Genomic DNA, 24,936 nt, shown 5'->3' on the forward strand with positions numbered 1-24,936 from the left:
ATAGAAAGAAGCCTGATCAAAATATACATTGATAAGAATTAAAGAGAATAAAGCGCATTATCGCACCCTGACCCAGCCACGCAAGTTGAGTGCCCGCCCCATCAGTCTTTTAACGATAACGAAGTTGCACACCTGCCTGTCCCTGAACATCCCGCAACGCTAGCAGTAGATCGTCGCTAGGCGCGACCTTCCACTCATCATCGAGCTCTAGCCAGGCGACCGCTGCTGGGTGGCGGTACTGCAGGCGTACTGGCAACCCCTCTTGATCGCGATACGGCGTCAGGCTATCGCGCAGGGTTTCAATTAAACGGCCATTGATCAGCCCTGCATCCAGCGCCAGCTCCACCGCTTGGCCATAGCGAATACGCGCCGTCACCATTGGCGTGACGTCTTTGCCGCGCAGGCGCAGGCCGCCGGAGAATTCATCGCTGGAGACTTCGCCCTCGACGATCAACACCTGATCGGCCTCAATCTGACCACGCAACTGCTCAAATAGCTCCCCAAATAGCGAGGCTTCAATACGCCCAGTGCGGTCATCCAGGGTAATAAACGCCATGGTATCGCCACGCTTGGACTTCATGGTGCGCACGCCGACCACTAGCCCGGCCACCCGTTGGGGGTCGCGGGAGGGTTTTAAGTCGCTGATCCGCGTCGATACAAAACGCTTTAATTCCCGCTCGTACTCGTCGATCGGGTGGCCCGTGAGATAAAGCCCCAGAGTATCTTTCTCCCCTGAGAGCCGTTCGCGGTCGGTCCACTCGCGGGCGTTGATATATTCGGCGTAAACGTTACTGTCGCCGTCGCCTTCCTCGTCAGCGGCGAACGCATCCCCAAACATGTCCAGCATTCCCAGGTTCTGATTGGTATGGTTCTGAGCGGCGGCTTTAAGCGCGTCTTCCATTGCCGCGAACAGCACTGCACGGTTGGGGCCTAGAGTATCCAGCGCGCCAGAGCGAATCAGCGCTTCCAGGGTGCGCTTATTCATCCGTTTGGGATCAATGCGGCGACAGAAATCGAAGATATCCTTGAACGGGCCGTCTGTCTCACGGGCTTCGACAATGGCGCCAATCGGGCCTTCGCCCACGCCACGAATCGCGCCTAACCCATACACCACCCGCGCATCGCTATCGACGGTAAACTTGTAGCCACCCACGTTGACGTTCGGCGGGGTCACGGTGAGTCGGAGGTTGCGGCACTCCTCAATCAGCGGTACCACTTTATCCAGGTTATCCATTTCCGTGGACATAACGGCGGCCATAAAGGGCCCTGGATAGTGAGCTTTCAACCATGCGGTTTGGTAAGACACCAGCGCGTAGGCGGCCGAGTGCGACTTGTTAAAGCCGTAGCCGGCGAATTTTTCCACCAGGTCGAAGATGTTACCGGCCAGGTCTTTATCAATCCCGTTAGCGGCGCAACCCTCCATAAAGCCATCGCGCTGCTTGGCCATCTCTTCGGGCTTTTTCTTACCCATGGCGCGGCGCAGCATATCGGCCTGGCCGAGGCTGTAACCTGCCATCACCTGAGCGATCTGCATGACCTGCTCTTGGTAGAGAATAATGCCGTAGGTGGGCGCCAGCACCGGTTTCAACAGCTCATGCTGGTAATCCGGGTGGGGATAAGAGACTTCGGCCCGGCCGTGCTTACGGTTAATAAAGTCGTCGACCATGCCCGACTGCAAGGGGCCGGGGCGGAACAGCGCTACCAGGGCGATCATGTCGTCCAGGGAGTCGGGCAGCAGGCGCTTGATCAGCTCCTTCATGCCGCGGGATTCAAGCTGGAAGACCGCGGTGGTTTCAGCGCGCTTGAGCATCTCAAAGGTGGGCGCGTCATCCAGCGGGATACTCTCGATATTGAGCGGCCCCTGACCATTTACATCGCGTACCTTATCGACCATCTCCAGCGCCCAGTCGATAATCGTCAGCGTACGCAGGCCCAGGAAGTCAAACTTAACCAGCCCGGCCTCTTCAATGTCGTTTTTATCAAACTGAACGACCAAGCCGGAGCCGTCTTCATCGCAGAGCAGCGGCGAAAAATCGGTCAGCTTGGTGGGAGCGATAACCACCCCACCGGCGTGTTTACCAGTACCGCGAGTGGTGCCCTCTAGTTTGAGCGCCATCTCCCATATCTCTTCGGCTTCGTCGTCGTTGCCGATAAATTCTTTAAGCGCGGGCTCCTGCTCAATCGCTTTGGCCAGGGTCATGCCCACTTCAAAGGGAATCAGCTTGGAGAGCTTGTCGCCCAACGAATAGGGACGCCCCTGGGCGCGGGCCACGTCACGCACCACAGCCTTGGCCGCCATAGTGCCAAAGGTGACAATCTGCGAGACCGCATTCCGGCCATAACGCTCGGCCACGTACTCAATCACCTTGTCGCGCTTCTCCATGCAGAAGTCGACGTCAAAGTCGGGCATCGAGACACGTTCAGGGTTAAGAAAGCGCTCGAACAGCAGGTCGTAACCGATCGGATCCAGATCGGTGATCTTTTGCGCGTAGGCCACCAGCGAACCGGCACCGGAGCCACGCCCTGGGCCTACCGGCACGCTGTTGTCCTTGGCCCACTGGATAAAGTCCATCACGATCAGGAAGTAGCCAGGGAAGCCCATCTGGATAATAACGTTGAGCTCGAACTCCAGCCGGTCGCGGTAGCGCTGGTCGATTGCCTGGTACTCTTCACTGTCACGGGGGTAGCGCTCGGTGGGAAACAGAAAATCCAACCGCTCGGTTAACCCGTCGTGGGAGACCTTGCGGAAGAACTCGTCCTGGGTCATGCCTTCGGGGATGCCAAACTCGGGCAGGAAAATCTCGCCCAGGCGTACGTCAACGCTGCAGCGCTCGGCGATCATGACGCTGTTTTCCAGCGCTTCGGGAATATCCGAGAACAGCGCCGCCATCTCGTCGGGGCTTTTTAGGTACTGCTCTTCGGTGTAGCGGCGTTCGCGGCGCGGGTCATCCAGCGCTTTGCCTTCGCCGATGGCCACGCGGGTTTCATGCGCCCAAAAATCATCGCGCTCCAAAAAACGCACGTCGTTGGTCGCCACCACCGGCGTGCCGGTCTCAATGGCCAGCTTCACGCTGGCGTGAACGCAGGCCTCTTCCAGCGGGCGGCCAGTGCGAACCAGCTCCAGGTAAAAGCGTTCGGGAAACGCCGCCTGCCACTCTTGCAGCAGCACCCGGGCATCCTGTTCGTGATCAGATAGCAGGTGGCGGCCAATCTCACCCTCCCGGGCACCGGAGAGCGCAATCAAGCCCTCACTCTGTTCCAGCACCCACTGCTTATCGAGAATCGCGCGCCCCTGGCGCTGGCCGTGCGTCCAGCCCTTGGAGATCAGCTCGGTGAGGTTGCGGTAGCCAACGTCGTTCATCGCCAGCAGCGTTAGCCGATAAGGGTGCGACTCGTCGTGGGGATTGTGCAGCCATAAATCGCTGCCAATAATCGGTTTCAGGCCCGCCCCCTGGGCGGCTTTATAGAACTTCACCAAGCCGAACAGGTTGGCTTCATCGGTCAAAGCCAGCGCTGGCATCGCTCGTTCCGCCGTGGTACTCACCAGCGATTTAAGCTTCACCAAGCCATCGACCAGGGAGTATTCACTGTGCAAACGCAGATGAACAAACGGTACCGTCATAACACTCTCGCTAAATAAATAAACAGGCTTAAAGCAGCGCTAGCTGACGCTGAACAGGCGCAAAACTGCGGCGGTGATCTGGCAAGGGCCCATGAGCGGCAAGCGCGGCGAGATGCTCTTTGGTGGGATACCCCTTATGGCGCGCAAAGCCATACTCAGGATAGCGCATATCCAGCGTTACCATTTGGGCATCGCGAGCGACTTTAGCCAAAATCGACGCCGCGGCAATGGCGCAGTGGCGTGAGTCGCCCTTCACCACCGCCTGGCCTGGCAGCCGATGGCCGGGTAACTTGTTGCCATCGACGAGTAGATATTCCGCTGCGGGTGTCAGCCCATCAATCGCCCGACGCATGGCTAAATGGGTGGCGTGGTAGATATTCAGCGCATCCACCTCGGCCGCGCTGGCTTCTGCCACGGCAAAGGCTAACGCCCGTTCACGGATCTGACTATCCAGCGTTTCTCGCTTGCGTGCAGTGAGTTTTTTAGAATCAGTAAGGCCTTCAATGGGCTGAGCGGGGTCAAGAATCACCGCGGCGGCCACCACGCTGCCGATCAACGGCCCGCGACCCACTTCATCCACCCCGGCCAGTCGCTCACCGCTATAGGCAATCTCAAGGGTTGGAAAATCCTTGTGGTCAATCAACCAGTGCTCAATGGCCATGTCGTTATTTTCCATCAGCAGCCTCCAACGGCTGGCCCGCTGCCAGCAGACTAATCGCTTCGGCGGCACGGCGGCTGGCGTTGCGCTGGAGCGTAGCATGCATCTCGGCAAAGCGCGTTTCCAAGGCATGGCGGCTATTTTCGTCCGCCAGCATAGCGCTGAGCTGGTCGGCAATCGCCTCTGCTGAGGCGGCCTCCTGAATCAGCTCAGGCACCAGCGTCTCCTGGGCAATCAAATTGGGCAGCGATACCCACTGGGTTTTGACCATTCGCTTGGCCAGCCAGTGGGTGGCCGGGGCCATTTTGTAAGCCACCAGCATGCTACGGTGACACAGCATGGCTTCCAGCGCAGCGGTACCAGAGGCCAGCAGTACGACATCACTCGCGACCATCGCTTCGCGGGCCTGGCCATCGAGCAGCGTCGTGCACTCGGCCAGCTGCGGGTAGTTGGCCAGCAGCACACTAATTTCACGGCGGCGATCAGCGGTAGCCGCGGGAATAACCACCTGAAGCGCCGGGTGACGCTGGCAGAGCTGGGCGACCGCAGCAAGAAAGGTGTCGCCCAAAAAACGAATTTCGTTGGCCCGGGAGCCGGGCAGCAGCGCCAACACCTGGCAATCAGGCGCCAGCTCCAACGCCTGCCGGGTGGCAACACGGTCATTTTCCAGCGCCATTTCGTCGGCCAGGGGATGGCCCACAAAGGCGACGGGCACTCGATGTTCACGATAGAAGGCGGCTTCAAACGGCAGCAGTGTCAACATACCGTCGACCGACTTGGCGATGCCTTTTACCCGCCCCTGACGCCATGCCCACACAGAAGGACTCACGTAATGAGCAGTGGCAATACCCGCTTCGCGAAGCTGGCGTTCCAGGCCTAAATTGAAGTCCGGCGCATCGATACCCAGCATAATATCAGGCTGCCAGGCCAGCGCTTCGGCTTTAAGGGTGCGCCGTACACGGATCAGTTCGGGGAGGTGCTTGAGCACTTCAACCAACCCCATCACCGCGAGGGTCTCTAATGGAAAGCGGCTTTCCATGCCTTCTGCCTGCATACGCGGCCCGCCGATACCACGAAACTCGACGTTGGGATGGCGTACTTTGAGTTCACGCATCAGCCCGGCACCAAGAATATCGCCGGAGAGCTCCCCGGCGACCAGATAGACGCGTTGCAGGGTCATCATTGCAAGATCACAGCCGGATTAGCATGGGTTAGCGGGTAATGCCGCGGGTCGAACGCTCAATAGAGGCGGCAAAGTGCTCGATTTCGGGCAGATCAAAACGGCTACGCATTTCGACCAGCGCCTGCTCAGTGGTTAGCCCTTGGCGGTAGACCATTTTATAGGCGGCGGTTAAGGCGTTAATCGCGTCGCGGCTAAAGCCACGGCGCTTTAAGCCCACCAAATTAAGGCCCCGCGCTTCGGCAGGGTTACCATTAATCATGATATAGGCAGGGGTGTCTTTGGTAATAATCGAGCCACCGCCGGCCATGGCGTGGTCGCCAAAATGGCAGAACTGATGCACCGCCGCCAGGCCCCCGAGGATGGCGTGATCGCCAACGGTAACGTGACCCGCCAGAGTGACCTGATTGGCCAGAATGCAGTCGTTACCAATCACACAGTCATGGCCGACATGCACATAAGCCATAAACAGGTTGCGCGAACCAATGGTGGTTTCACTGCGATCCTGAACGGTGCCACGGTGAATCGTGGCGCCCTCGCGGATGACGTTATCATCGCCCATGACTAACCGCGTGGGCTCGCCTGCGTACTTTTTATCCTGGCAGTCTTCGCCTACCGAGGCGAACTGAAAGATCCGCGTGCGCTCACCCAGTGTGGTGGGGCCTTTGACCACCACATGGGGGCCGATAACCGAATCCGCGCCGATCATAACGTCGGGGCCAATGATGCTAAAAGGGCCTACCTCAACGTTTTCGGCAAGCCGCGCCGTCGAGTCGACCAGGGCAGTAGGATGTATCAAGCCACCTTCCTCTCGGCACAAATGATTTCCGCTTCGCAGGCTAACTCGCCGTCAACCGAAGCGCGACAGGCAAATTTCCAGATACCCCGTTTGCCTTTAATAACGTCGGCCTCCAAGGTAAGTTTGTCACCCGGCATCACTGGGCGCTTAAAGCGCACTTTATCGCTACCAACCAAGTAGTAAACATAGCCGTCAGCGGGTAATTTATTGACTGTTTTGAAACCGAGAATACCACATACTTGGGCCAGAGCCTCAACCACAAGCACGCCGGGCATAATCGGGTGATGCGGAAAATGGCCGTTAAAAAATGGCTCATTGATGCTGACGTTTTTGTAGCCAACGATAGATTCGCCGATGGTTAATTGCGTTACTCGATCCACCAGCAAAAACGGGTAACGGTGGGGCAAGTATTCGCGAATTTCATTGATATCCATAACCATCGTAACGACCTCTATAAATGACAAAAACCTGATTAACTCTTAAAGACCGGATTAACTCTTAAAGAGAGTCAGGCAAATACCAGCACGTTTGCTGGTCAAAAGGTTGTGGATTATAAAGCGTTGCTGTTTAACCTCAATCCAACAGCGGGTAAATCATTCAACTATAACCACAACTTGCCCACTAATCTCGCTGCTTCTTTTCCAATCGCGCCAAACGCTTAGCGATATCGTCTAGCTGTTTAAATCGCACCGCATTTTTGCGCCACTGGATATTGGCCATGGCACCAGTACCGGAAGAGTAGACCCCAGGCTCATGGATTGAGTTGGTGACAAGGCTCATTCCCGTCACCTGAACGCCATCGCAGATCGTCAGGTGGCCCGATAAACCCACCCCGCCCCCTAGCATACAGTGCTTGCCTACCTTGGTGGAGCCAGCAATCCCCACGCAGCCTGCTAACGCGCTATGATCGCCAATGATGACGTTATGGGCAATTTGTACCTGACTATCAATTTTGACGTCATTGCCAATCACCGTATCACCCAGCGCACCACGATCGATGCTCGAACAGCTGCCCACTTCCACGTCATCACCCAATACAACGCCACCCAACTGGGCGATCTTATGCCAGCCAGCACCGTCGTGGGCAAAACCAAAGCCGTCACCGCCAATCACGCAACCGCTTTGCAAGATCGCGCGTTTGCCGATCACTACGCCATGACACAGGGTCACGTTGGCATGCAAACGCGTTGCTTCACCGATAGTGCTATCAGCCCCCACCACGCTGCCAGCACCAATCACGACGCGGTCACCTAACACTACGCCCGCTTCAATGACGGCGTGAGCTTGAATGGACACATCGGCGCCTAGCTGAACGCTGTCCGCCACTATTGCAGTGGGATGGATGCCAATAACGTCGCGGGCGGGCAACGGGTCGAACAGCTGCGATAGCTTGGCATAGCCTAGATAAGGGTTGTCAATTTCCAGACGCGCTACGGGGCAGTGTTTGCCATGCTCAGGATGTAGCAATACCGCCGCTGCCTGAGTCGTCGCCAAATCTTTCAAATAGGCGCGGTTGGCCAAGAAAGCCACTTGATCCGGCTGCGCTTCTTTTAGCGTCGCCAGACCACGAATTGGCTGCTGGCCATCGCCGTTAAAGGCGATGCCCAAATGGCGCGCAATATCTGCAAGAGTGAGGTGATGAGAAGCTTGCGTCATGGGAACCCAGGGAAGCGCCGGGGCGGAAACGCCGCGCCCAGCGTCATTAAATTGTTTAGAGTGAATCGAATATCTGGGTGACTTCGTCAGTCACGTTGGGCAGATCTACCCCTGAGTGCAGTACGCCCTGGGGCTCAACCAGCACATCAATCCCGTGACGCTCCAGCACCTGCGCGACGGCTCGCTCCAGCTTGGGCTCTGCGCCCTCTAAAAACTGCTGTTCGGAGTTCTGCTGCGCTTGCACAACTTCTCGACGAAGCTGCTCAAAACGACTGCCTTTCTGCTGTAATTCGCTAATCAGCGACTCACGCTGAGACTGGGCCATGGTTTCGCCTTCATTCTGTAGGCGCTGCTGTAACTGCTGTAGCTCATTACCCAGGCTCTCCGCTTCGCGCTGCTGATTACCGATTTGCCCTTCTAAGCTGCTCAGTGACGTTTGCGCAGACTGGGTATTCATCAACGCTGCTCGCCAATCCAGCACCGCCACTTCCGCGGCATGAGCAGGCAAGGCCATCGCGCCCAACAGGCAGACTACCGCTGTTAGCTTACGCATCGTGTTAACTCCTTAGGTCACGCTAGCGCGCGCCACCATGGCACGCGATCTAGCAAAATCAGAACGATTGGCCGTTAGAACGTTTGGCCTAGCGAGAACTGGAAGAACTGAGTATCGTCACCGCTTTCATCGTTAAGTGGTTCGGCGACGCTAAAGGTCAGTGGGCCGACCGGCGTTAACCAGGATAGACCGATACCGGCGCTGTAGCGCAAATCACCTAAATCAACCCCAGAGTTACACCGTTGCCGACCAGCATCTTCCTCAAGCACATCGTAGCAGGAGCTCAGGAAAGTATTACCGCCATCCACGAACAGCGATGTTTGCAACGCACGCTGGTCTTCAATAAACGGTAGCGGGAAGATGACTTCGGCGCTGCCTTCGATCGATACGTTACCACCTAAAGTTCGATCGCGGCCGCTTTCCGTTGCTGGCGTCGTGCGCTGACCAAGCGTATTAGAGGTGTAGCCTCGAACCGAGCCCAGGCCGCCCGCGTAGAAGTTCTCATAGAACGGGAACGGATCATCGCCACCCAGCGTATCGGCATAGCCAACGTTGCCGGTAAATTTAAGCGCGAAGGACTCATCAGCGTTGAGCGGGAAAAGCTGCTGCGCACGCGCACGCAGTTTGTAATATTCCGCATCACTGCCCGGCACCCCAGTTTCTACTGACAGGCGCTGATAGCTACCGTCCGTCGGCATAATGCCCCGGTTAAGATTGTTGCGTGTCCAACTGGCAGTCAACTTCAGACTTTGCGCATTGTCGCCCTCGTCCTGTACATAGCGACGAATTTCCGAGGCCGTATCGAAGTAGGTTTTCACCGTTAGGTCTTCAACGCTGGCACCAAAGTTGAGCCGCGATAATTCGCTGACGGGGTAGCCAAAGTTGATACCAGCGCCATAAGCATCCGTTGAGAACGTCGAAATATCCGAATCGGCGTAGTCGGTTTCACGGTAAAACACATTGTAGCCGCGCGAAATACCATCCAGCGTCCAGTAGGGGTCGGTAAACCCAAAGTTGACACTGGTAAAGGTGTCACTGCGCTGTGCGCCTACATTGACTCGGTTACCCGTGCCCAGGAAGTTATTCTGCGACAAACCAACGCCGTAAATTACCCCGGCACTTTGGGAGAAACCCACGCTGGCAGAGACTGAGCCGGAGGGCTGCTCTTCAACACTGTAGGTGACATCCAACAGATCGGGCTCACCCGGAACAGGCTGGGTATCAACTTCCACTTGGCTAAAGAAACCCAGCCGCTCGAGGCGCTGACGCGACTGCGTGATGGCTTCGGTGGAAGCAGGCGCGCCTTCCAACTGCGTCATTTCACGGCGCAGCACTTCATCCTGGGTCGTGGTATTGCCGAAGAACTCGATACGGCGCACATAGGCTCTTTCGCCCGGCTCAACGGCAATCACCAGATCCACCGTCTCACCATCATTTGACATTTCAGGTACGCCCCGAACATCAGCAAAGGCAAAGCCTTCGGCACCTAAACGCTGGCGCAGTGCTTCGGTTGACGTATTAACATCGCTGCGAGAAAAGATTTCACCCTCTTCGACGGTAAGCAGTTGGCGAGCTTCGTTTTCGCTGATCTGTAGATCACCCGCGAAGCGAATGTCGCCAACGCGATATTGGGCGCCTTCATCAACGTTGAGGGTAATAAAGATTTCGGACTTTTCCGGGCCGATCGACACTTGGGTCGAGGTAACGTCAAAGTTGACATAGCCGCGATCCAAGTAGAAAGAGCGCAGTCGTTCAATATCGCCAGACAGCGCTTCGCGGGAATACTCATCGCTCGAGAACCAGCCGAAGATACGCCCTGGCCGGTCATTAAGTTCAAATACTTCGCGCAGGGTTTCGTCATCGAAAGCATTGTTGCCAACGATATTGATTTGACGAATTTTAGCGACTTCACCTTCGTTGATATTGATATTGACCTGAACACGGCCCTCATCAACCTCTTCAACTTCGGTATCAATACTGGCACTGTAGCGGCCTTGAGACTGATAAACGCCTTCCAACTCGCGCTGAATCTCTTCCAGGGTGGAGAGCTCCAACACCTGGCCTTCCGAGAGTCCCGATTCACGCAAACCGTTGCGCAGATCCTCTTCGGAGATCTGGTCGTTGCCGGTTATATCTAACCGCGCAATGGTTGGCCGTTCAACGACCTGAATAACCAGCACATCGCCTTCGCGGGCTAATGAAACATCGTCAAACAGCCCCGTTGCAAATAGGTCGCGTGCCGCAGCGGCTAGCTGAGCTTCGCTGACGCGCTCATTGGCACTTACCGGAAATGCATTGAAGACCGAGGCGGCGGATACCCGCTGCAGTCCTTCCACTCGAATGTCTGAAACATCAAAGGATTGTGCTTGGGCGCCGCTGGCGCCTGCCAGCAAAAGTGCCGCCATTCCAAGGGTCTTGATTTTCATGCAGTCAATTCGCTCGCGTTGGTCTGCCGATCATTCCAGAAAGGCACCATATACATTTGTGCAGGCAGATGACAAGGCATCCTGCGCGCTACACGCGTCATTACCACAGGCGCATCAGATCAAAATAGAGGGCCATCAACATTAGGGTGCCGACCATGGCAAGCCCAATGCGTAATCCTACGGCTTGGGTTTTTTCAGATACTGGTCGTCCACGCACGACCTCCATAAAATAATAAAGCAAGTGACCTCCATCGAGCACGGGGATAGGTAATAAGTTAAGCACCCCAAGGCTGATAGAAAGATACGCTAGAAAGCCGACAAACGCTTCCATCCCTGCACGTGCCGAATCACCAGACACCTGTGCGATGGTAATCGGTCCCGATAAATTAGAAGGCGAAATAAGCCCAACCAGCATCTTCCGAATAGCGTCAACGGTCAGTAACGTCATTTCACCAGTGCGTGATAGCGACTGGCCTACCGCCTCGATAGGGCCATAGCGAATTTCACGCTGAAACTCTGCGGGCCACTCAACCTGCTGAGCACCAGCACCGATATAGCCAATCTCTACCCCTGTGTCCAGGCTGTTACGCCCCGGAGTGAGAGCAACGGTTGACTGTTCGCCGTCTCGCTCGTAAGTGAGTTGCAGCGTTTCACCGGGACTGCCTCGGACAATATTAACAAAATGCATCCAATCATCGACTGGTTCGCCGTTTATCGCCACTATTGTGTCGCCCGCCGCCAGCCCCGCCTGCTCAGCGGCTTCGCCGCTTATCACTTGTCCTAAAACAGCCGGAAACTCAGGCTGCCAAGGTGTGATACCGAGCGTTTTTAGCGGCTGCGGCGGATCCTGACGAACCAGGTAATCAGTGACAGGCAGTGTATAGCGCTGCGCATCTGACGAACCTTCGGACCGCGCGGCGATATCTAGGTCACCGCTAAAGCCAATAATCGACACCAGCTTTAGGTTAACATCTTCCCAAGAGCGCATCTCATCGCCTTGAATGGCGACAATTTCATCACCCGGTGTAAGCCCTGCCTGTTGGGCGGGTGAATCAGGTGCAACGTTCCCCACCATCGGCGAAACTACCGTGGTACCCGCGACAAACAGCGCCCAGTAAGCAACGATGGCAAGGAGAAAATTAGCAATCGGGCCTGCCGCTACAATAGCAATGCGCTGCCATACTGTCTTGCGATTAAACGCTTGGTCGAGCTGGTCGTGAGGCACCGGCGCTTCACGCTCATCGAGCATTTTGACATAGCCGCCCAGGGGAATAGCGGCTATGGCAAATTCAGTGCCCTGACGGTCAACCCGCGACCATAACGGCTTGCCAAAGCCCACTGAAAAACGCAGCACCTTAACCCCACAGCGCCGTGCCACCCAAAAGTGGCCGAACTCATGAAAGGTGACTAATAGGCCCAGCACGACAATAACCGCTAAAATATTCTGTATCAGGCCCACACTGGACTCCTTTACGCCCCGCTCTTAATGCCCAGCTCAGCGAATGCTTAAGCGGACCACCTTGCTACCATCTCTTGCGCCTGCTGCCGCGCCCACTGATCGGTGGCCAATACGCTTTCAATACTGTCGACATGGCCATGAAAGGGGCGCGAGAGGACGTCAGCCACCAATTGCCCAATCGCTGTAAAACCAACCCGTCGCTGCAGAAAGGCGTCGACTGCGACTTCATTAGCGGCGTTTAACACGACGGGCGCCATACCGCCTTGCTGCATGGCATCGCGGGCAAGCCCTAAACAGGGGAAACGCGCTTCATCAGGCGCTTCAAAATCGAGCCGCGCCACCTGGAAAAGATCCAGCGTTTCGACCCCGGCGTCAATACGCTCAGGCCACGCAAGCCCGTAGGCTATCGGCGTGCGCATATCTGGATTACCTAACTGGGCAATCACCGAACCATCCTGATACGCCGCCATGGAGTGAATCACGCTTTGAGGGTGCACCACCACCTGGATCTGCTCAGGAGTTGCGTCAAACAGCCAACACGCTTCAATGAGTTCCAGCCCCTTATTCATTAGCGTGGCGCTATCTACCGAAATTTTACGTCCCATTGACCAGTTAGGATGAGCGCAGGCTTGCTCGGGCGTCACGTTATTAATATCAGCCTGACTCCAGGTACGAAACGGCCCTCCAGAGGCCGTAAGCATCAATTGGCTGATGCCATGGCGTGCCAAACCACCTCGATGCTCTGCAGGTAGACACTGGTAAATGGCATTATGTTCGGAATCAATCGGTAGTAACGTCGCGCCAGCGCGGGAAACGGCGTCCATAAACAGCGCGCCACTCATCACCAGCGCTTCTTTATTGGCCAGCAGCACACGCTTACCCGCCTCGGCAGCAGCCAACGCAGGCAGTAATCCCGCAGCGCCAACAATCGCCGCCATTACACAGTCAACGCTAGCATCCCGAGCGACGTCGCAAAGCGCTTCAGGCCCTGCGTTCACCTCAGTTGGCTGACCGACACGCTTAAGTTCTAGACGCAGCCAAGTGGCATCGGCTTCGCTATCCAACACGGCGACGGCTGGCCGATACGTTAAACACTGGGCGAGTAGGGCCTCTTTGGAGGTGTGCGCCGTCAAGGCATAAACGTCATAGCGGTCAGGGTGACGGCCAATCACATCCAGCGTGCTGGTGCCGATGGAGCCTGTCGACCCGAGCACCGTTATACGCTGCAAAGACGGTTGATACGTTTGCTGACTCATAGGGGCTGCACCCGAACAAGCACTTCGATATAGAACAGCGCAAACAGCGGAATCGCCGCGGTCAGGCTATCAATTCGATCCAATACTCCGCCGTGACCGGGCAGTAATTGACTGGAATCTTTAATATTACGGTGGCGCTTTAGCATGCTTTCCAGCAGATCCCCAAGCACAGAGGTCAACGTCACTACCGCGGTCACCACAATGAGAGTGAGACTACCGGCCATATTCAGTGACAGCGAGAGGGCGAAGAGAAGCGCCAGAATAGTGGTCGTTGCTAATCCGCCCAGCACGCCTTCCCATGATTTTCCTGGACTCACATGAGGGGCCAACTTACGTCTTCCCCAGTTTCGTCCTACAAAATAGGCGCCAATATCCGCACACCAAACCAACAGCAGTACGAACAGCAGCCAAACACTGCCACTATCGCGCAGAATGTTAAAGCCCACCCAGCAGGGCAACAGTACCCACAGGCCCATCGCCAAACGCCTTGCGGTTGATTGCCACTGCTGGCCTGCGACGGGGTAGCGGGTTACCCAATAGAGGTTCAGTAACCAGCCTGCAGCGGCCAGCCAAAGCGGCCATATCGCCGTGGCGCCACCCAGCAGCCACATGACCAGCATCAACCCCGCCATTGCGGCCACTAACAGAGTGCGCTGAGCTGACCGTGTAACGCCTGCCAGGTTGGCCCACTCCCAGGTGCCGAGCAGCACGATAAGCGCTGTAAACAACGCATAGGCGCCGCCGTCTAATCCAAACAGGCCAACCAGCACCAAGGGTGCTAACCAGGCTGCGGTAATAATCCGCTGTTTAAGCACCTTGCGCCTCTATTTGTTCGTCCGTCATACCAAAGCGGCGGCGACGCTGGCAAAATTCGTTTAATGCTGCATCAAATGCCTCTGCTCCGAAATCGGGCCATAGTAGTGGGGAGAAGTGCAGTTCAGCATAGGCCAACTGCCAAAGCATATAGTTGGATAGCCGCTGCTCTCCGCTGGTACGTATGCACAGATCCACCGGCGGCACATCATCAACCCCTATCGCTTTATCGAAGCAGGTTTCATCGATGGCGGTGGGGTCCAACTCCCCCGCTGCCACCTGTTCGGCTAAGCTGCGCGCCGCCCGGGCGATATCCCACTGACCGCCATAATTGGCTGCGATCACCAGGTGCATGCCCGTGTTATCCGCCGTTAACGCTTCAGCACGCTGAATATGCTTTTGGATGGCGTGGGAAAAACCACGTTGCTCGCCGATAATCGAGAGGCGCACATTACGCTCATTGAGCTTTTTGACTTCACGCTTAAGTGCCATCAAAAACAGCTCCATCAGCGCGTTGACCTCTGCGGCTGGGCGTTTCCAATTTTCACTGGAAAAGGCGAACAGGCTGAGCGTTTTCACCTCGCGTTCGGCGGCGCGCTGAATCACCGCGCGTACAGCTTCCACCCCGGCCCGGTGCCCACGCACCCCTGAAAGCCCACGCGCGCGCGCCCAGCGGTTATTGCCATCCATAATAATGGCAACATGAGATGGCGGAACCTCCCCGCCCTGTACAGGCGCGCAGACATTACCCGCCTGCTTTTGAGGAAGCTGCGGTGGCGTCATGGATTCTCGCACCAAAAATGAATCATAAAAAACCAGCCAGAGGGTTGCAAAACGGGCAGCCTAAGCTGCCCGCAGCTGCATAAATCACAGGTTTAAACCTGCATCAGGTCTTGCTCTTTCGCAGCCAGCGCTTTATCGATCTCAGCAATATACTTGTCGGTCAGTTTCTGGATCGCATCTTCGCCTTCACGCTGATCGTCTTCGGTGATCTCTTTATCTTTCAATAACGACTTGAAATCACCATTAGCATCGCGGCGTACGTTACGCACCGCAACGCGGGCATTTTCAGCTTCGCTACGCGCCTGCTTGATGTAACCTTTGCGAGTCTCTTCGGTGAGCATCGGCATAGGCACACGGATGACGTTGCCTGCACTGGCCGGGTTCAAACCAAGATCAGAAGTCATGATGGCCTTCTCGATTTTCTGCACCATGCCCTGTTCCCACGGCGCAATCGTCAGCGTGCGGGCGTCTTCAACGTTGACCGATGCCACTTGGCTAAGCGGCACCTGGCTGCCGTAATACTCCACGGTAACAGCGTCTAAAATGCTCGGGTGAGCACGACCGGTACGAATTTTATTGAAGTTGCTATGCAGCGCCTCAACGCTTTTTTCCATGCGCGAATCGGCATCTTTCTTAATATCGTTGATCACGTCATTACCCTCTGTATATCAGCGTGCCTTCCTTGCCCCCTACTACCATATTCAGTAGGGCACCAGGCTTATTCATATCAAATACCCGCACCGGCATATTATGGTCACGTACCAGGCAGATAGCGGTCAAATCCATCACACCCAACTTTTGATCCAGGGCGTCATCGTAAGAGAGCTGGTCATATTTCACAGCATCAGGGTGTTTTACCGGGTCTTTATTGTAGACACCATCCACCTTGGTCGCCTTGATAACCACATCGGCGTCCACTTCGATACCGCGCAAGCAGGCGGCGGAATCGGTGGTAAAGAAGGGGTTACCCGTTCCCGCAGAGAACAGCACTACATCTCCAGAGGTTAGGTAGCGAATCGCGGTACGTCGATCATAGTGCTCTACGACGCCACTCATCGGAATAGCCGACATAACGCGTGAACGGATGTTGGAGCGCTCTAAAGCGTCGCGCATCGCCAGCGCATTCATCACCGTGGCCAGCATCCCCATATGGTCACCGGTCACCCGATCCATGCCTGCTTCGTTGAGCGCCGCGCCGCGGAACAAGTTACCACCGCCAATCACGATACCTACCTGCACCCCGATACCGACCAGTTGACCAATCTCCAGCGCCATGCGATCAAGTACCTTAGGGTCAATACCGAAATCATGCTCACCCATTAACGCTTCGCCAGAGAGCTTGAGCAAAATACGTTTATATTTTGACTTTGTGCCCACGGCTTTGCTCTTGCTGGGTACTGCGTGAGGGGTAGGCTCTTGAACATCGTCTGACATGGCAACTCTCCTGAGGCGGGCCTGAGAACAGGCAGGCGGGGCAGCCCTCTTTGTACATAACCTGCCGTACAAAACCAGTTACAAGGGCCGGATACGCGAAGGCGTGCGCTCGCGCGCACGCCATCTTCTTTCTGAAACCTCTGACCTCAGCGACGGCCAGCCTGTTCCATAACTTCTTTAGCAAAGTCGACTTCTTCTTTCTCGATACCTTCGCCAACTTCAAAGCGCGTAAAGCCAACCACTTCGCCACCCGCTGCTTTAACAAACTCAGCCACGGTCTGGTTCGGGTCTTTCACAAACGGCTGCTCGGTCAGGCTGTTTTCTGCCAGGTACTTTTTCAAGCGACCTTGAACCATTTTCTCAGCGATCTGCTCTGGCTTACCGGCCATATCGGGCTGCGCCAGGATAATCGCTTTTTCAGCGTCCAGCTCTGCCTGAGGCATGTTTTCCGGATGGGCAACGGAGGGATTGATCGCCGCCACGTGCATGGCCACATCTTTCGCAACTTCCGATGAGCCACCGGTCAGCACGGTCAACACGCCAATGCGGCCACCGTGAACGTATGCGCCCACAAGACCACCGTCAGCCGCGTTAACAACGACGGCACGACGCACGCCAATGTTCTCACCGATTTTCTGAACCAACTGCTCGCGAGCGGTTTCCAGTTCACCGCTCATTACCGCAGCGACGTCTTCGCTTTTCGCAACGAAGAAAGCCTCAGCGATTTTGTCGGCAAACGCGATGAAGTTGTCATCACGAGCAACAAAGTCAGTCTCGGAGTTGATTTCAACCATCACGCCGTAGCTGCCGTCTTCTGCAACACGGGTAACAACAACACCTTCCGCGGCGATACGATCAGCTTTCTTCGCCGCTTTAAGGCCTGAGCTTTTGCGTAGGTTTTCAATTGCTACTTCGATGTCGCCACCGGTTTCAGTGAGTGCTTTTTTACACTCCATCATGCCCAGACCGGTACGTTCGCGAAGTTCCTTGACCTGAGAGGCGCTGATAGCTGCCATGAGAATTCACCTCTGAAATGATGCTATGAGAGTTAAACGCAACACAGAGTATAGGCATGATAAATGACCATCATGTATCACACTGCCTTATCTCTCTGCATTACGTGGCCGGTATCACGCTTCCGGCAAATTCGATCCGCCCAGACGCTTCGCCTGTAGCGGGAAAAAGGGGGCATAGCCCCCTTCTTTAATCTTGATACGGCGTACACTTGCCCGCCGCATCCACTGCTGCCATTACTCAGCGGCAGTGTTGTCTTCGGTTGCAGCGGCTTCTTCAGTCACTTCAACAAACTCTTCAGCGTTGCCGGCTTTGGCACGACCACACGCATCCGCAATCGCTTTAACGTAAATCTGGATAGCGCGGATAGAGTCATCGTTGCCAGGGATCACGTAATCAACGCCATCGGGGTTGGAGTTAGTATCCACCACGCCGATAACCGGGATGCCAAGCTTGTTGGCTTCGTTGATCGCGATGCGCTCGTGGTCAACGTCGATGACGAACAGTGCGTCAGGAAGGCCGCCCATGTCCTTAATACCGCCGATAGAGCGCTCGAGTTTGTCCTGCTCACGAGTAGCCATCAGGACTTCTTTCTTGGTCAGCTTCTCGAACGTACCGTCTTCGCGCATTGCTTCAAGTTCACGCAGGCGCTTAATGGACTGGCGAATGGTCTTGAAGTTAGTCAACATGCCGCCCAACCAGCGATGGTTGACGAACGGCTGACCGCTACGATTAGCTTCTTCTTTAATTACCTTGCTTGCGCTGCGCTTGGTGCCAACAAACAAAATTTTGTTGTTGGATGCCGCCATCTTCTCGACCACATCGATCGCTTCGTTCAGCGCCGGAAGGGTGTGCTCAAGGTTGATGATGTGAATCTTGTTGCGCGCGCCGAAGATAAACTTGCTCATTTTCGGGTTCCAGTACTTGGTCTGGTGGCCGAAGTGAGCGCCTGCTTTAAGCAGGTCACGCATATTAACGTGAGACATGATAGAACTCCTAAAACTCGGGTTAGGCCTCCACGCACCCCATGGATCCGACCATTGACGACGTAAAACGTTGCCAGCGGCACCCGGGACCATGTGTCGGTGCATGTGTGTTTTTAAGGCTTAGTAGTTAAGTGGTGCGCCCCTTAGTGGCACACTACAGATTCATCGCCCTGCCCTACTGCGTCCTTCCCAGCCGGTAAAGAAGCTTGGAATCACGATTGCAGGAAAGCGCGCGGCTTTATACCATAGATCATTGCCAAGATGAAGTCGCACCCCGTTTGACGGTCTTAAATTGCGCCATTCTATTTTCCATTCAGAACCCATATCGAGCATTCATGAACGTTCCTATCAAGACGCCTTCTGAAATCGAACTCATGCGCGAAGCCGGGCGCCAAGCGGCTAGCGTCATTGAAATGATCACCCCGCATATCCAGGCGGGTATTAGCACGGGGGAAATCGACCGTCTCTGTCACGAGTATATTGTTAACGAACTGGGCTCGACCCCTGCGCCGCTGAACTACCATGGTTTTCCCAAAGCGACCTGCACCTCGCTTAACCATGTGGTGTGCCACGGCATACCCGACGACGCCAAGAAGCTTAAAAAAGGCGATATCATGAATCTGGATATCACCGTTAAAACCACCGACGGTTACCACGGCGACTCCAGCGTGATGTTCGTGGTGGGCGAGACGATCCAGGGCGAACGACTGTGCCGTATCACCCAGGAGTGCTTGTATAAAAGCATTGAGCTGGTCAAACCCGGCGTGCGCCTTTCCGAACTGGCTAGGGTGATACAAAAACACGCCGAAGCGCACGGCTACTCTGTGGTACGCGACTTCTGCGGTCACGGCATCGGCGCCGAGTTTCATGAAGAGCCGCAGTTTCTGCACTACGACGGCTACGCGCCGGATGCGGATATCAAACTCGCCGCGGGCATGTGCTTTACCATCGAACCGATGATTAACGTCGGCGGCTATAAAACCAAGGTACTGCGCGACGGCTGGACCGCCGTCACCAAAGACCGCAGCCTTTCGGCCCAATGGGAGCATACGCTGCTGGTCACCGAGGGCGGTGTCGAAGTGCTGACCGCACGCGGCGATGAAGACTTCAGCTTTCTGTCCAACTGATGCTTCTTCACCACCACCGGTTTGAGCCGGACACTACGCTTTACGACCTGGACACTTTCCGTGCCGAGCTTTCCGGTTCGCGTTCCCCGGTCGCGCCCTTCAAAGCCGCCCTGCGCGAGTTACAGGCACGTTTGGACGAACAGTTTCGCGCCGGAGCAGATATTCGCGACCTTGTACGTGGCCGCGCCTGGTATCTGGATCAACTGCTGGCGATTGCTTGGGAACAGCACGCATGGCCCGATGATGGCATTGCCCTGGTAGCCGTGGGTGGCTATGGCCGTGGCGAGCTACACCCCCACTCGGATATCGACCTGCTGCTACTGTTAGAGCAGGACGACGACACCACCTACCGCGAACCACTCACCGCTTTTATCACCTTTTTATGGGATATTGGCCTGGAGATTGGCCATAGCGTGCGCTCGCTCAACGACTGCGAGCGTGAAGCCGAAGCGGATGTCACCGTCATTACCAACCTGCTCGAATCACGCCTGATCGCCGGCCACGAAAGCCTGCGCGAAGCAATGCGCGAACGCCTCAGCGCCGAGCACATTTGGCCCGCCGACCGCTTTTTTGAAGCCAAGTGGCAGGAGCAGATCTCCCGCCACTACCGCTACAACAACTCCGAGTATCACTTAGAGCCCAATCTTAAAAGCTCCCCCGGTGGGCTGCGCGATATCCAGATGATCGGCTGGGTGGCCAAGCGCCACTTCGGTACCGAGCAGTACACTGACATTGTCGCCAACGGCTTTATGAACGACGCCGAGCTGCGCATTTTAAGCCAGGGTCAGGCGTTTTTGTGGCAAGTGCGTTATGCCCTGCATATGCTTACCGATCGCGCCGAAGACCGCCTGCTGTTCGACCACCAACGTACCATCGCCGAGATGTTTGGTTTTCGCGATACGCCCGAACGCCTGGCGGTTGAACAGTTTATGAAGCGCTACTACCGCCATGTCACTGCGCTGGCGGGCCTTAACGATATGCTGCTACAGCATTTCGACGAAGTGATCCTGCGTGGCAAAGAGGCGCTGGAAACCGTCAAGCTCAACGAGCGCTTCGAGACCAAGGGCGGCTATATCCAAGTACGCTCGCGCAATCTGTTTCGCGAGCGGCCAGCGGCCATGCTCGAACTCTTTCTCCTCATGGCCAAGCACCCCGAAATTGAAGGGGTTCGCGCTGACACCATCCGGCTGATTCGCGACCATCGCCATCAGATCGATGACCACTACCGGGAAGACCCGCGCCACCAGCGCCTGTTTATGGCCATTATGCGCGCTCCCGGCAACGTACCGCGCCAACTGCGCCGCATGAACCGCTACGGCATTCTGGGCAAATATCTTCCCGAATTCGGCCGCGCCGTAGGCCTCATGCAGCACGACCTGTTCCATATTTACACGGTCGATGCCCACACTCTGCGGCTGCTAAAATTTCTGCACGGCTTTCGCAAGCCGGAGGCCAAAGACGACTTTCCGGTGGCAGCGATGCTAATCCAGCAACTGCCCAAGCTGGATCTGCTGTGGATAGCAGGCCTATTTCACGATATCGGCAAGGGGCGCGGCGGCGATCATTCGGAAATCGGCGCTCGAGACGTTGAACACTTTTGTCAGCGACACCATATTTCGGCACACGACACCAATCTGCTCAGTTGGCTGGTTGAGCACCATCTGTTGATGTCGATGACCGCGCAAAAACGCGACATTAGCGACCCCGACGTGATTCGCGATTTCGCCTTGATCGTGCGTAACGAAACCCGGCTGGATTACCTGTACGTCCTCACCGTTGCCGATATCAACGCCACTAACCCAACGCTATGGAACGGCTGGCGGGCGTCGTTGCTGCGTCAACTTTACGCTGAAACCAAGCGCGCCCTGCGCCGCGGCCTAAATAATCCGCCCGACCGCGACGACTGGGTACGCGAAACACGCACCGAAGCGCGCTCGCTGCTGCAAACGATCGGCGTCAACCGTGAGCAGATTGATCATCTTTGGGAATCTCTCGGGGAGGATTACTTCCTGCAGTACGCCCCCAGCGAAATCGTTTGGCAAACTCAGGGCATATTGAATCACAACCAGTCGCCGCTACCGCTGGTCTTGATCAGCGCCCCCACTGCCGATATGGCCGAAGGCGGCACCAAGGTATTTATCCACACCCGCTCTGTGGATGACCTGTTCGCCGCCACCGCCGCTGCCATGGAGCAGTTGGGGCTCTCAATCCACGATGCGCGCATCGCTACTTCCCACAACGACTGGACGCTGAATACCTTTATCGTTCTCGACAGCCACGGTCAGCCAATTCGCGACCCCGCGCATATTGAAGAGATGCGGCAACACCTGGTCGAAGAACTTGACGACCCAGACGACTACCCCAATATCGTCACCCGCCACACGCCGCGCCAACTCAAACACTTCAAGGTCTCCACCGAAGTACTGATTGAGCAGGACCCGGCCAATGAGCGCACTCTGCTGGAACTCACGGCACCCGACCGACCCGGCCTGCTGGCCCGAGTGGGGCGTATCTTTATGGAGCAGGATATCTCCCTCTCCGCAGCAAAAATTGCCACCCTCGGTGAGCGGGTAGAAGACGTCTTTTTCATCACTACCAAAGCAGGCGAACCGCTGACCGACCCCGAGCGCCAGCAGCGACTGCGCGAACGCTTGATAGAGGTACTCGGCGTTTGACAACGCCTAACAGAGGCAGTGCGCCGTGCTGATACTGCTATTTTGGACGCTAGTGATTGCTTACTGTGATCTGCGCTGTCGGCGCATAGGCAATCGCTTAACCTATCCTTTTCTGCTTTTAACGGTGGCTTGGCTACTGATCAATGCAGAGAGTTTGGCGGGCGTATCGCCGCTTTATGCGCTGACAGGCCTTGCCTGCGCACTGGCTCTCACCATACCAGGCCATATGCTGGGCATTTTAGGCGGCGGGGACGTCAAGCTGATGGCCGGGATAGGCCTTACGCTCGGCGGCATGGCCACCCTGCTGGTCATTGCCATAGCCGCGCTGCTACTGGTGGCTTGGACTGTATTAATGGCGCTGTTACCCGCAAGCACACTGGGCCTACTTCAACGCTATGCGCCAGGCTTGGCTAACCAGCAAAATCACTTCGCTTATGGGCCTTTTGTTTTTCTGGCGCTTGCAACGCTTCAAATCGTTGGCAAATTGTATTAAAGGTGCCAATCCCTCTTGAAAACTCTTTTTAAAAGCTCTTTTTAAAAGCTCTTCTTAAAAAACCTTCTTGAAAACCCTTCTTGAAAACCCTAGTCCTCGCTAAAGCCACCACCCGCGTCACGCTCATAAAAATCAGGAATAGGGTGAGTAAAACTGTCTAGCCAACGCTGGTTAGCCAACTCACGCTCCTGATCAGAGAGCCGCTGCGGCGTAGATGAGGCTTGACTACCCTCTCGCTGAATCTGCAGCCATTCATCCGTCTCGGTGTTTCCCTTGGCAAGCATTCTATTCGGCCGACTATCTTCCGAGTCGGCAGAGTGGCTAATAGCCCTTGGCTGCGCGCAGCCAACTAGCAGACTGGCCACCAATCCTCCAGCCGCACACAACAGTACCCAGCGATACATCATCAGCCTATACTCCATTTAAACCGCCATTTAAGGGCTAACGACTAACGGCGCTGCAGATCTTCCAACTGCAGCTGCCGTGCGCGCTCTTCCGCTCGCTGATAGTCCTGCGCCGTAGCACGCCCCTCTCTCAACAAAGCGCTCGATTCCTGCCATTTATCTTCGTACATCAGCAGAGTTAGCAGGTTTTCTAGCGGCAGCGTGTCGTCTTGGCTAAGCTCCAGCGCGGTCATAAACTCAAAACGCGCCTTTTCAAGTTCACGACGCTGCAAATAAACAAATCCCAAATCATTGCGAATCGTAAAGCTGGAAGGATAAAGGTTAGCCGCCGTCTGCATATGCGTCAGCGCATTCTCGTAATCGCCTTTGATCGCCGCAATTTGGCCAAGCCCATGGTAGGCCTCTGCCGCCACGCAGCTATTCAGCAGCGATTCGTAAAGCGCCGTCGCTTGAGGGTCTTCTAGCTTCCGTAAAATCATCGCTTTACGTAAGCGGACTTCTGGCATGTCCTCCGAAAGCTGCTCTAAGTGAGCAAGCGATGCATGCAGTCGCCCCTGGTCAGCCATATCACTGGCCAGTTGAATGGCTAACTGTTGCTCCTGCTCCAGCGGGCCGCACTGATTTCCCTGACGAGCAGAGGTGCCTGAGGAGGCACACCCGGATAGTACAAGACTTACGCCTAACGCAATCACACTGAGGGTATAATTCATTATTGATTCATTCCTGACAACGCCCCAAAAATAGCAACAAAACCTGGTCCCGCTAAGATAATAAGCAGGGCAGGAAAAAGAAAGGCCACCATAGTGCCAGACATTTTGGCTGACAGCTTCGACACTTTCTCTTGCAGACTCGTCATTCGGCGATCATCAAACAACTCTTTGAGCGATACCAGTGAGGCCACGGCTCCCCCCCCTTGGCGAATTAATTGCTCCAGGATAACCACACAATCGTTCAACTGGTCGATGTCCAGACGCTCCGCCATGCTAGTCAACTCGCTGGCCAAGTCCAGGCCTGCATCCACACGCACCAGCACACGTTTAAACTCGATCGACAGCTCTGGCAGAATTTTCTGCCCCTCTTGGGACAACGCACGCAGTGACTGCTCGACCGTCATACCCACTTCAAACAGCATACGCAGCAACGGCAGCATGGCTGAAACTTCTTCAGATATTTTTTCACGGCGCTTGGCAACGGCACCTTTTAACCAGCGTTTAGGCAGTAAAAACCCAACCCCAGCAGAGGCAAAAATAGCCAACAAAGAGGGGCCGTTACCGGTTAAAAATGCCGTAATACCCGCGGCGCTCAACCCGGCGGCTATAGGCACGCCTATTTGCAGTGCGTAATAGCGCGCCCGCTGTTCGGTGCTACGCCACCCCAGTTGATCAAGCAGCCGTGGCACTTCCGCGTCCAGTTTGCCATCCAAGTCGCCTAGACCCACAAACAGCGATCGGTTTTTTGTTGCCGCCATACCGGTGCCATCTGGCAACGCAATGCGTTGCGCAATGATTGAAGCATCGCGTCTGTGCCTTAAAAAGGCGTAAGCGATGACACACGCCGCCGCCAACAAAAAAAACGCACTCAATATAAGCAGCAACATA

At 55.7% G+C, this 24,936-nt stretch carries 22 protein-coding genes; 3 read left to right on the plus strand and 19 right to left on the minus strand.

All coding sequences use genetic code 11. The features are described 5' to 3' along the window. Positions 1-109: 109 nt before the first annotated feature. The 16 genes from dnaE to rpsB all read right to left on the minus strand — a co-directional run bounded on the left by dnaE (position 110) and on the right by rpsB (position 18,639). Positions 110-3,622: a DNA polymerase III subunit alpha gene (gene dnaE, locus QT230_RS05805; RefSeq protein WP_308320636.1), complete on the minus strand. Its 3,513-nt coding sequence runs from the start codon at positions 3,620-3,622 to the stop codon at positions 110-112. 28 nt (positions 3,623-3,650) lie between these two features. Next, entirely contained in the window at positions 3,651-4,298 is a 648-nt protein-coding gene (gene rnhB / locus QT230_RS05810; protein WP_308320637.1) for a ribonuclease HII, read from the minus strand. Continuing rightward, a complete protein-coding gene (lpxB, locus tag QT230_RS05815) occupies positions 4,288-5,460 on the minus strand; it encodes a lipid-A-disaccharide synthase (RefSeq protein WP_308320779.1) in 1,173 nt (390 codons plus the stop codon). The genes rnhB and lpxB overlap by 11 nt, the downstream gene beginning before the upstream one ends. Positions 5,461-5,491: 31 nt before the next feature. Next, positions 5,492-6,259, minus strand: coding sequence for an acyl-ACP--UDP-N-acetylglucosamine O-acyltransferase (lpxA, locus tag QT230_RS05820; protein ID WP_308320638.1), 768 nt, complete (start codon positions 6,257-6,259; stop codon positions 5,492-5,494). Further along, a complete protein-coding gene (gene fabZ, locus QT230_RS05825; RefSeq protein WP_308320639.1) occupies positions 6,256-6,699 on the minus strand; it encodes a 3-hydroxyacyl-ACP dehydratase FabZ in 444 nt (147 codons plus the stop codon). Before fabZ ends, lpxA begins: the two co-directional genes overlap by 4 nt. Before the next feature lie 181 nt (positions 6,700-6,880). Beyond that, complete coding sequence (lpxD, locus tag QT230_RS05830; RefSeq protein WP_308320640.1) at positions 6,881-7,915, minus strand: UDP-3-O-(3-hydroxymyristoyl)glucosamine N-acyltransferase; 1,035 nt, start codon at positions 7,913-7,915, stop codon at positions 6,881-6,883. Positions 7,916-7,970: 55 nt separating this feature from the next. Further along, on the minus strand, positions 7,971-8,468 hold the full coding sequence (locus tag QT230_RS05835; protein WP_308320641.1) for an OmpH family outer membrane protein: 498 nt from the start codon (positions 8,466-8,468) through the stop codon (positions 7,971-7,973). 74 nt (positions 8,469-8,542) lie between these two features. Further along, complete coding sequence (gene bamA / locus QT230_RS05840) at positions 8,543-10,894, minus strand: outer membrane protein assembly factor BamA (RefSeq protein ID WP_374694442.1); 2,352 nt, start codon at positions 10,892-10,894, stop codon at positions 8,543-8,545. A 100-nt stretch (positions 10,895-10,994) separates the two neighbouring features. Continuing rightward, positions 10,995-12,353: an RIP metalloprotease RseP gene (gene rseP / locus QT230_RS05845; protein WP_308320642.1), complete on the minus strand. Its 1,359-nt coding sequence runs from the start codon at positions 12,351-12,353 to the stop codon at positions 10,995-10,997. A gap of 47 nt (positions 12,354-12,400) precedes the next feature. After that, positions 12,401-13,609, minus strand: coding sequence for a 1-deoxy-D-xylulose-5-phosphate reductoisomerase (gene ispC, locus QT230_RS05850; protein WP_308320643.1), 1,209 nt, complete (start codon positions 13,607-13,609; stop codon positions 12,401-12,403). Continuing rightward, on the minus strand, positions 13,606-14,424 hold the full coding sequence (locus QT230_RS05855; RefSeq protein ID WP_308320644.1) for a phosphatidate cytidylyltransferase: 819 nt from the start codon (positions 14,422-14,424) through the stop codon (positions 13,606-13,608). The genes ispC and QT230_RS05855 overlap by 4 nt, the downstream gene beginning before the upstream one ends. After that, on the minus strand, positions 14,417-15,205 hold the full coding sequence (uppS, locus tag QT230_RS05860) for a polyprenyl diphosphate synthase (RefSeq protein WP_308320645.1): 789 nt from the start codon (positions 15,203-15,205) through the stop codon (positions 14,417-14,419). The genes QT230_RS05855 and uppS overlap by 8 nt, the downstream gene beginning before the upstream one ends. Before the next feature lie 92 nt (positions 15,206-15,297). After that, positions 15,298-15,855 (minus strand): ribosome recycling factor, encoded by a 558-nt coding sequence (gene frr / locus QT230_RS05865; RefSeq protein ID WP_308320646.1) that lies wholly within the window; start codon positions 15,853-15,855, stop codon positions 15,298-15,300. 4 nt (positions 15,856-15,859) lie between these two features. Continuing rightward, complete coding sequence (pyrH, locus tag QT230_RS05870) at positions 15,860-16,639, minus strand: UMP kinase (RefSeq protein ID WP_308320647.1); 780 nt, start codon at positions 16,637-16,639, stop codon at positions 15,860-15,862. A gap of 146 nt (positions 16,640-16,785) precedes the next feature. Next, positions 16,786-17,655, minus strand: a complete 870-nt coding sequence (gene tsf / locus QT230_RS05875) for a translation elongation factor Ts (protein ID WP_308320648.1) — start codon at positions 17,653-17,655, stop codon at positions 16,786-16,788. A gap of 234 nt (positions 17,656-17,889) precedes the next feature. Next, positions 17,890-18,639: a 30S ribosomal protein S2 gene (rpsB, locus tag QT230_RS05880; RefSeq protein WP_308320649.1), complete on the minus strand. Its 750-nt coding sequence runs from the start codon at positions 18,637-18,639 to the stop codon at positions 17,890-17,892. A gap of 335 nt (positions 18,640-18,974) precedes the next feature. Here rpsB and map point away from each other — a divergent pair, with 335 nt between their 5' ends. The 3 genes from map to QT230_RS05895 are packed head-to-tail and all read left to right on the plus strand — an operon-like array spanning position 18,975 to position 22,934. Continuing rightward, positions 18,975-19,766 (plus strand): type I methionyl aminopeptidase, encoded by a 792-nt coding sequence (gene map / locus QT230_RS05885; protein ID WP_308320650.1) that lies wholly within the window; start codon positions 18,975-18,977, stop codon positions 19,764-19,766. Continuing rightward, positions 19,766-22,441, plus strand: coding sequence for a [protein-PII] uridylyltransferase (locus tag QT230_RS05890; protein WP_308320651.1), 2,676 nt, complete (start codon positions 19,766-19,768; stop codon positions 22,439-22,441). The genes map and QT230_RS05890 overlap by 1 nt, the downstream gene beginning before the upstream one ends. A 25-nt stretch (positions 22,442-22,466) precedes the next feature. Further along, positions 22,467-22,934, plus strand: coding sequence for a prepilin peptidase (locus QT230_RS05895; protein WP_308320652.1), 468 nt, complete (start codon positions 22,467-22,469; stop codon positions 22,932-22,934). 89 nt (positions 22,935-23,023) lie between these two features. On the opposite strand, the gene QT230_RS05900 is transcribed toward QT230_RS05895, so the two are convergent. Genes QT230_RS05900 through QT230_RS05910 form a run of 3 tightly spaced genes read right to left on the minus strand, consistent with a single transcriptional unit; the run spans position 23,024 to position 24,935 of the window. After that, on the minus strand, positions 23,024-23,341 hold the full coding sequence (locus tag QT230_RS05900; RefSeq protein ID WP_308320653.1) for a DUF3613 domain-containing protein: 318 nt from the start codon (positions 23,339-23,341) through the stop codon (positions 23,024-23,026). A 41-nt stretch (positions 23,342-23,382) separates the two neighbouring features. Continuing rightward, a complete protein-coding gene (locus tag QT230_RS05905) occupies positions 23,383-24,048 on the minus strand; it encodes a tetratricopeptide repeat protein (protein WP_308320654.1) in 666 nt (221 codons plus the stop codon). Beyond that, a complete protein-coding gene (locus tag QT230_RS05910) occupies positions 24,048-24,935 on the minus strand; it encodes a type II secretion system F family protein (RefSeq protein WP_308320655.1) in 888 nt (295 codons plus the stop codon). Before QT230_RS05910 ends, QT230_RS05905 begins: the two co-directional genes overlap by 1 nt. Position 24,936 lies beyond the last annotated feature (1 nt).

Origin of the sequence: Halomonas sp. SpR8 (genome assembly GCF_031010195.1) — a bacterium.
Classification (GTDB): domain Bacteria; phylum Pseudomonadota; class Gammaproteobacteria; order Pseudomonadales; family Halomonadaceae; genus Vreelandella.